Source organism: Xenorhabdus sp. SGI240, assembly GCF_040081915.1.
GTDB classification, from domain to species: domain Bacteria; phylum Pseudomonadota; class Gammaproteobacteria; order Enterobacterales; family Enterobacteriaceae; genus Xenorhabdus; species Xenorhabdus bakwenae.
In genome coordinates, this window is record NZ_JBEBMB010000035.1 from 66771 (window position 1) to 75382 (window position 8612).

An 8612-nucleotide genomic window follows, 5' to 3' on the forward strand; every position below is an offset into this window, starting at 1 on the left:
CTCTCCGTTTAGCCCGACTGCTCAAGCGAAGCTGAGGTTAATTTAACTTTCATGTAAACCACACTCACGTTTCAGGCCGAAAAAACGGGTTTGTTCTTCACTCATACCGGGTTCCCATTTTTGGGTGGTATGCGTATCCCCGACAGAAAGATAACCCTGCTCCCAGAATGGATGGTATTCAAGGCCATGCTTTGTCAGGTATTGATGTACCTGGCGATTATCCCAATCAATTATAGGCAGGATTTTAAAAACTCCCCGTTGAATTGCCAGCACAGGTAAGTTGGTCCGGCTTTCTGATTGCTGGCGACGCAACCCCGCAAACCAGCTTTGTGCTTGCAGAGATGCTAATGCACGATCCATCGGCTCAACTTTGTTGATTTGGTTATAACGTTCAATTCCTTCTATTCCCTGTTCCCATAATTTGCCATAACGTGATTCTTGCCACGCCGGAGAATGCTCTGCACGAAAAACCTTCAAGTTCAGGTTGAGTTTTTCAGTCAATTTATCGATAAATTGATAAGTTTCAGGAAATAAGTATCCCGTATCGGTAAGAACCACGGGAATATCAGGATACTCCCGCGTCACAAGGTGCAAACAAACTGCCGCCTGAATACCAAAACTAGAGGAAAGCACAAATTCGCCAGACAGATGTTCCAATGCCCATCTCACCCGTTCACGGGCATCCAGCACCTCCAGCTGTTGATTGATTTCTGCCAATGACGGGGTTTGCTGCTCTGGAGCCAGTGCCACCAGCTCCGATAAATTCAATCGGTTCATACCGCCTCCTGCCAATCATAAAAATCGACAGCTGAATTCAATACTGGTTTGACGATATCAGCGCGGATCAGAAAATCACCGAAACATTCACCGACATGACGCTCTGATGCCCAACGACCAATTAATTCATCCAGTATCTCAAGGATCTCGGCTGATGTGATATTTTCCCTGTACATACGGGGAATGCGATCACCGATACGATTTCCACCAAGATGCAGGTTGTAACGATCAAGCGCTTTACCCACCAACCCAATTTCTGCCAGCATCGCCCTGCCACACCCATTCGGACAGCCTGTAACGCGCACTATGATCTCTTCATCGTCCACACCATGCTTTTTCATTAACGCATCAACATAATCGACAAAAGTCGGCAAGAAACGTTCTGCTTCGGCCATCGCTAATGGGCAGGTAGGAAATGAAACACAGGCCATAGCGTGGTGACGCAAGGTTGTCACGCTATCGTCAATTAAACCATGAGCACGGGCAATGTCTTCAATCCGCGATTTTTCACTCTCAGGCACCCCTGCCACAATCAGGTTTTGGTTGGCCGTCAGACGAAAATCGCCTTTATGGATTTTCGCAATTTCTGCAATCCCTGTTTTTAATGGCTGGTTGGGATAATCCAATAAACGGCCATTTTCAATAAATAAGGTCAGATGCCATTGATCATCAATACCTTTTAACCAACCAATTTGATCACCCCGGCCAGTGAATTTATAGGGGCGAATGGCTTCAAATTTCACGCCAGCACGTTTTTCAACCTCTTGTTTGAAGGTTTCGATACCCACACGTTCAAGGGTATATTTAGTTTTGGCATTTTTACGGTCAGTCCGGTTACCCCAATCACGTTGGGTGGTCACTATCGCCTCTGCAATGGCCAGTGTGTGCTCTTGTGCAATAAAACCAAATTCACTCGCCAGCCGTGGAAAGGTTTTTTTGTCACCGTGGGTCATGGCTAATCCCCCACCCACCAATACGTTAAAGCCAATTAATTGATCCTTTTCCGCAATGGCGACAAAGTTCATATCGTTGGCATGGAGATCCACGTCATTTTGAGGCGGGATCACCACGGATGTTTTGAATTTACGGGGCAGATAAGTAGTACCAAGAATCGGTTCTTCATCGGTTGTTGCAATTTTTTCTTTATCCAACCAGATTTCAGCATATGCATTGGTACGAGGCAGCAGATGTTCCGATATCTTTTTTGCCCATTCGTAAGCTTGTTGGTGTAAAGCAGATTGCACCGGATTGGATGTACACAATACGTTACGATTGACGTCGTTGGCGGTAGCCAGCGAATCCAACCCCATTAGTGCCAATAATTGGTGTGCGGGTTTGAGATTATTTTTTAAAATCCCATGAAACTGGAACGTCTGGCGGTTGGTCAACCGGATGCTGCCATACAGCGTATCTTCTGTCGCAAACCGATCAATGCCCAGCCACTGTTTTGGAGTAATAATCCCTCCCGGCAGGCGACAACGCAACATCATGGCATGGCGTGGTTCGAGTTTCTGTTCTGCCCGTTCTGCCCGGATATCACGGTCATCTTGCTGATACATACCATGAAAGCGGATAAGGAGGAAATTATCCCCCTCAAATCCGCCTGTCAGCCCATTTTTTAAATCTTCGCTAATCGTTCCTCGCAGATAATTGCTGTCTAACTTCATGCGTTCACTGTCTGCAAGTTTGCCTTCAACGATCAAAGTACCTGTTTTTTCTTTGCTCACATTGCTCATATTAGTAAACATCTCTCTGATAACGGCGCTCAAGGCGCAATTCACTCAAGAATTCATCAGCCTGTTCAGCATCCATGCCACTATGTTGTGAAATGATGTCCAATAGGGCTTGTTCTACATCTTTTGCCATGCGACTCGCATCGCCACAGACATACAGATGGGCGCCATCCTGAATCCAGCGCCAGACTTCGCCTCCCTGTTCACGCAGTTTGTCTTGTACATAGATTTTATGCTGCTGATCCCTTGACCATGCCAAATCAATGCGGGTCAATAAGCCCTCTTTCACATAACGCTGGAATTCAACCTGATAAAGAAAATCTTCAACAAAATGCGGGTTACCAAAAAACAGCCAGTTTTTACCTTCAGATCCCTGACGGTCACGATGCTGCAAAAATGCCCTAAACGGAGCAACCCCCGTTCCCGGTCCAATCATGATGATGGGGGTATTAGGATCGACCGGTAAACGGAAATTGTCGTTCTGTTCGATAAACACGCGGATGTTGTCATCTTCCTGCAAACGATCCGCCAGATAACCCGACGCTCCGCCTGTACGGGCACGCCTTTCAATGTCATAACGAACGACTCCCACGGTAATGTGGACTTCGTTTTCCACTTCAGATTGTGAAGAGGAGATGGAATAGAGACGTGGAGTCAGTGGGCGCAATAAATCAATAAATTGTTGGGCTTCTGGGTGTGAAGCAGCAGCCCTGACCATATCGACAATAGGTGTTGTCTGAGCGTATTGCTGCAATGCTTGTTTATTAGCGGCGAGCGATAACAATTTTTCATCTTTTGCCAACGCTGCATATTTCCCAACAATCACACCGGTATTTTGGGTCAACTCTATATGGTTAATCAGCGCCTCACGCAATGGAAGTGATTTTCCATGCACATTGACCTGCTCTGAACCTTCCAACCAAAGCAAGGCTATTAATTCATCCACTAAAGCCGGATCGTTTTCAAACCAAACGCCAAGTACATCCCCTGGTTGATAGCGCAGTCCTGAATCCCCTAAATCAATTTCAATATGGCGAACATCTTTGTCAGAACCACGTCCCGTTATTTTCTGGTTAGTCAACAGGGAAGCCGTTAGAGGGCTTTCTTTGGTATACGGTTGGGTTTCCTGAACCTGCGCTGAAATAGTAGATGAAGTGGCAGGCGGCGTGACAGTATTTGCTTGTACTGACAAGCGCTGCTTTAAGATATCCGTAATTTGCTGACGCCATTGAATAGCTTGTTCTTGATATTCCACATCAGCATCAACACGATCCAGTAGGCGTTGAGCACCAAGCTCATGCAGACGACGGTCAAAATCTTTCCCTGCCTGACAGAAGTTTTCATACGACGTATCCCCAAGGCCAAATACGGCATATACCGTCTCTTTCATTGATGGTGCTTTTTTGGCATAGAGATACTTATGGAGTGCTACGGCTTCTTCGGCAGGTTCGCCTTCACCTTGCGTTGAAGCAATAATAATCAATACACGTTCCCGGGAAATTTGCTTAAATTTATAGTCACCCGCATTAATTAAGTTTACATTGATATTTCCCGCTAATAGTGAATCTCTTAGTTGTTCAGCCAGGCGACGGGCGTTGCCTGTTTGCGATGCGGAGAGCAAAGTCACTGTTTCCTGTGCAGAAACGACTGGTGTCTCTGCCCCAGTTTGTGGCTGATGATTCACCATTCCCCAAAAATAGCCAGACAACCAGGCTAATTGATGGGGAGAAAAATCGCTAATTGCAGATTGCAAGCGTGATAATTGCTCTGGAGAAACAGGTAGTAATGCGATTGAAGGTGGTTTTGCGGTCATTGTCCCAGTGCCTTTTGCTATAGCCAGTATCCATGTTGTAAAAAACGTAGGAATCAATCCAGCCATCAACATGAATTGATTAAGGTTATCCCAGAATAGGAGCTGTATTTAAAGAAAGGATCGCAATATCTCATAACCAAAACGCCTAACTTTATTTACAGATTTAATATATCAATAAAGCCGTTAAGCGTTGTGCTTTTTACTTCCAGAAAAATCACGTTAAGCTCGCAAAGTTCAGGTAGAATAGCCGACCTTTTGAAATCAGGGGAAAGCACAATGAATACAACCATCTTTAAAGATTTTCAATTCGAAGCAGCACATCACCTTCCACACGTACCGGAAGGGCACAAATGTGGGCGTTTGCATGGGCATTCATTTATGGTACGGCTGGAGGTCACCGGAGACGTCGATCCGCTTAGTGGCTGGCTCATGGATTTTGCCGATGTCAAAGCTGCCTTTAAACCTGTCTGGGAACAGCTCGATCACCACTATCTCAATGAGATTCCCGGGCTTGAAAATCCAACCAGCGAAGTGTTGGCCACGTGGATTTGGGAAAAGTTAAAACCGACGTTGCCCCAACTCAGTGCTGTTATGGTTAAAGAGACTTGTAGCGCAGGTTGTATCTATCGGGGAGAATAAGGATTCAGCACCAGAGCCTGGTGCTGAATGAGATTTAAGCGATATTTAAGTATTTATGGGTCTGCATCGAAAAACGCCAATTACGGGCAATGCACGTTTCGATGCACAGGCGAGTAGCATCTTCTTTCTGGCTGATCGGCTGTAAAGCAATAACCGGAGTAGGGTTTCCATCAAGCATAGTCAATAATTCATCCAATGCTTCAATATCGCGCTGCCGCCCGACAGGATGCTTAATTTCATTAGCGCGTTTCATAGCCTCAGGCAAGACCTGATAGCCTCCGCGCATTTTCACTTTCGGAGAAACCGTCACCCACGTTTTATCAGAGCACTGAATCGCGTGTGTACCGCTCGTCTCTAGCTGACACTGATAGCCTTCACTTTCCAGTGTTTCAGTCAAAGGACGCAAGTCATATAAGCACGGTTCTCCCCCGGTAATGACAATATGTTTCGCGCTATAACCTTGGCGAGTGAATATGTTCAGCAATTGTCTTGCAGTGGCAACGCCCCACAGATCGCTGTCTTGCGATTTCAGCAAAATATTTTCCATCGGCTGCTGTTTATCAGCCTCTTTTTCCCACGTATGTTTGGTATCGCACCAACTACACCCTATCGGACATCCTTGCAATCGAATGAAAACCGAAGGTACACCGGTAAACACGCCTTCTCCCTGTAAAGTCTGGAAGATTTCATTTATTGGGTAAATCATAAAAAAACTCTGGTTTTAATAAACTGCCCTTATTATTACAGATATCTATCCCGCGAACATCCATCTTTATGGTATTGTACCAGGTTGCTTTTGCTGGCATCTCATGCCAGACAGAGCATCGTATGCCTAAATACTCTCAGGCTGAAAGGATAGATGGGAATAACGAATGCAAAATAATGAAAATCAGCTTAAACAGGGTCTAAGCGTGCGGCACATCCGCTTTATGGCTTTAGGCTCTGCAATAGGCACGGGGCTGTTTTATGGCTCAGCAGCAGCAATACAGCAAGCTGGCCCCGCGGTATTGTTGGCCTATTTACTCGGTGGAGCTGCCGTATTTATTGTGATGAGAGCACTTGGCGAAATGGCCGTTCACCATCCTGTTTCTGGTTCTTTTTCGCAATATGCCAGCCATTATCTGGGACCTTTGGCCGGTTTTTTAACTGGCTGGATCTATATTCTTGAAATGCTGTTTGTTTGCCTGGCTGACGTTACTGCATTCGGCACGTATATGAAGCTCTGGTTCCCGCATGTTGATCAGTGGATTTGGGTTTTAGGGATTGTATGTTTTATTGGTGCCTTGAATCTATGTCACGTAAAAATCTTTGGTGAAATGGAGTTTTGGCTTTCAATCATTAAAGTCACTGCCATTATTGCCATGATTATCGGCGGCCTTGCCATTATGTTTTACGGTTTCGGACAAGTAACTGAGCATGCAACCGGTCTGTCCAATTTATGGGAGCATGGCGGTTTTATGCCAAATGGTATCAGTGGGGTGATAGCTTCATTCGCCATTGTTATGTTCGCTTTTGGTGGCATCGAAGTCATTGGTATCACTGCCAGTGAAGCAAAAAATCCAGAAAAAACGATCCCCCAGGCAATTAATGCTGTCCCGTTTCGTATCTTGATCTTCTATGTTTTGACTCTGTGTATCCTGATGAGTATCTATCCATGGAATCAAATTGGTCAGGATGGAAGCCCATTTGTACAGATCTTTTCCAATTTAGGCATTAATTCAGCCGCAAATATTTTAAATGTGGTCGTGATTACCGCTGCGATTTCCGCTATCAATAGTGATATTTTTGGTGCCGGCAGGATGATGTATGGTATGGCGCAAGAAGGACAAGCTCCCGAATCATTCAAAAAATTAACTCGTAATGGTGTGCCCTGGATGACGGTTCTTGTCATGACTGCGGTTCTGTTACTTGGCGTAGTGCTAAATTATCTGATCCCCGAAGAGATCTTCATTCTTATTGCTTCTGTTGCCACATTTGCAACCGTCTGGGTATGGTTGATGATTTTAATCTCGCAAATTGCCATGCGTCGCCAAATGAGCGCGGAAGAAGTCAAGACATTGAAATTTCCAATCCCAATGTGGCCTGTCGCTCCTGCAACCGCACTCATCTTCATGGTCAGTATCATCGTATTGCTGGGCTATTTTGAACAAACAAGAGACGCGCTATATGTTGGTCTAGGTTGGGTATTTATTCTGACTCTAGCCTATTTCTTCGGTGTGAAGAAGAACTTATCAGCAAAACGCGCTTCTAACCAGTAAACGACTTAAGTATGTCTAAAAAGCGTCGGTAATCTCCGACGCTTTTTTTATCTTTTCTTTGCGAGATCAGATAATCGCTTTATCCATCAGTTATCATCACACAGAGAAATCGTCATAAAGAGAAGTTCACCATCAATGGGTTATGATCAGAAGCACCCGTCATTACAACTGCTGCACGGGAAACTTTTAATTCACGATAAAAAACAAAATCCAGCGGTTTGCCAAAAACAATCGTTCTATGATCATCATCAAAATAGACTTCTTTTAAATGCATACGGTGGGCAAAACGTTCTAATATTTTTAACCTCTGCCGACTCCATGCATTAAAATCTCCTGCAAAAATGACGGGGCCATTGTGTAAGTTTATATGAATACCAATGTTATTTAATTGTCGACTATAAACATCAACACCAAGGCTAAAGTTAATGGCGTGCACGTTTATTACCATTAGCTGGCGTTTATCTGGCAATGGATAAATTGTAATTAATGACGATTTAGATAGTCTAAATATCGGTTCTTTTTCACGCAGTGGACAGCAATAAACGGGTGAAGACGAGGACAATGTCATCACACCTGATGGGTGTTGAGGAATAGCAAATGCAGGAACCTGATCGGCGACCAAACCGCTCTCCGTCACGAATTTCAATAAGGCTGGGGTCGTTTGTGCTTCTTGCAGTAAGACAAGGTCACTTTTCTCAATCAAAGAAGCCAAAACATGTTGCCATGATGGCCGTTGTTGTTTGTAGATATTCCAGATGGCGACAGAAAGCTCACTATCATGCTCAAGGAGCGGTTTCCCTCGTGGTAGCGACGCATCCTCAAGTAATTGCCTAGAAGTAGGAAAAACCCGTTCCACAGGCCGTCCAGCAACATATCTCATGGCGAAATTTTTTTGAGCGTAATCTTTTCTCGCCCAACTTTTTCTTAACTGACTATTCCTAATCAAGTTTCCCCCAGCTTACTTCAACACCTTTATCTCCATTAATATGACATTTTGGTAATTGATTTCAATCTCTAGCGCTTAAAAAACCAACATGGTTGTGTAACTATATACCAATCCAACTTCAAGATGCGTGTTATATTTCCCCGCTGCGCGGGGAAATATAAGGCCTCGCGTCGTCTTGCGGATTGCAACTTGAAGTTTATCGTGTATATATGAAAAATACGAATTTAAAATCATTGATAAGGATATAGGCAATAGAAAAAGCCCTGAGAGGTATCTCTCAGGGCTTTTTCTAAATACGGTGGCGGTGCGGACGGGACTCGAACCCGCGACCCCCGGCGTGACAGGCCGGTATTCTAACCAACTGAACTACCGCACCACCGAATTTCTTTCTCTGTGCTGCCTTTTGGGCCGGCAACACGTTTTTTAATCAATGTCTGGCAGTGTCC

7 protein-coding genes and 1 tRNA gene are annotated in these 8612 nt (G+C 44.8%); 2 read left to right on the forward strand and 6 right to left on the reverse strand.

What is annotated here, in order from left to right; all coding sequences use genetic code 11:
- Positions 1-42: 42 nt before the first annotated feature.
- From ABLA76_RS09330 to cysJ, 3 genes are read right to left on the reverse strand one after another with little or no spacing between them, the layout of a single operon-like run.
- Entirely contained in the window at positions 43-777 is a 735-nt protein-coding gene (locus ABLA76_RS09330) for a phosphoadenylyl-sulfate reductase (protein WP_348987713.1), read from the reverse strand.
- Positions 774-2513 carry an assimilatory sulfite reductase (NADPH) hemoprotein subunit gene (gene cysI, locus ABLA76_RS09335; protein ID WP_348987714.1) on the reverse strand — a complete coding sequence of 580 codons (1740 nt, stop codon included), beginning with the start codon at positions 2511-2513 and terminating at the stop codon, positions 774-776. Before cysI ends, ABLA76_RS09330 begins: the two co-directional genes overlap by 4 nt.
- A gap of 1 nt (position 2514) precedes the next feature.
- Positions 2515-4323, reverse strand: coding sequence for an NADPH-dependent assimilatory sulfite reductase flavoprotein subunit (cysJ, locus tag ABLA76_RS09340; RefSeq protein ID WP_348987715.1), 1809 nt, complete (start codon positions 4321-4323; stop codon positions 2515-2517).
- A 276-nt stretch (positions 4324-4599) separates the two neighbouring features.
- On the opposite strand from cysJ, the gene queD reads away from it, so the two are divergent.
- Positions 4600-4962 (forward strand): 6-carboxytetrahydropterin synthase QueD, encoded by a 363-nt coding sequence (gene queD / locus ABLA76_RS09345; protein WP_348987716.1) that lies wholly within the window; start codon positions 4600-4602, stop codon positions 4960-4962.
- A 34-nt stretch (positions 4963-4996) separates the two neighbouring features.
- On the opposite strand, the gene queE is transcribed toward queD, so the two are convergent.
- Entirely contained in the window at positions 4997-5668 is a 672-nt protein-coding gene (queE, locus tag ABLA76_RS09350) for a 7-carboxy-7-deazaguanine synthase QueE (protein ID WP_348987717.1), read from the reverse strand.
- A 166-nt stretch (positions 5669-5834) separates the two neighbouring features.
- Between queE and ABLA76_RS09355 the strand changes: the two genes are divergently transcribed.
- Positions 5835-7220 (forward strand): amino acid permease, encoded by a 1386-nt coding sequence (locus ABLA76_RS09355; protein ID WP_348987718.1) that lies wholly within the window; start codon positions 5835-5837, stop codon positions 7218-7220.
- A gap of 112 nt (positions 7221-7332) precedes the next feature.
- On the opposite strand, the gene ABLA76_RS09360 is transcribed toward ABLA76_RS09355, so the two are convergent.
- Both ABLA76_RS09360 and ABLA76_RS09365 read right to left on the reverse strand, forming a co-directional pair.
- A complete protein-coding gene (locus ABLA76_RS09360; RefSeq protein WP_348987724.1) occupies positions 7333-8163 on the reverse strand; it encodes an endonuclease/exonuclease/phosphatase family protein in 831 nt (276 codons plus the stop codon).
- Between the two features lie 302 nt (positions 8164-8465).
- Positions 8466-8542 (reverse strand) — tRNA-Asp (locus ABLA76_RS09365).
- Positions 8543-8612: the final 70 nt, after the last annotated feature.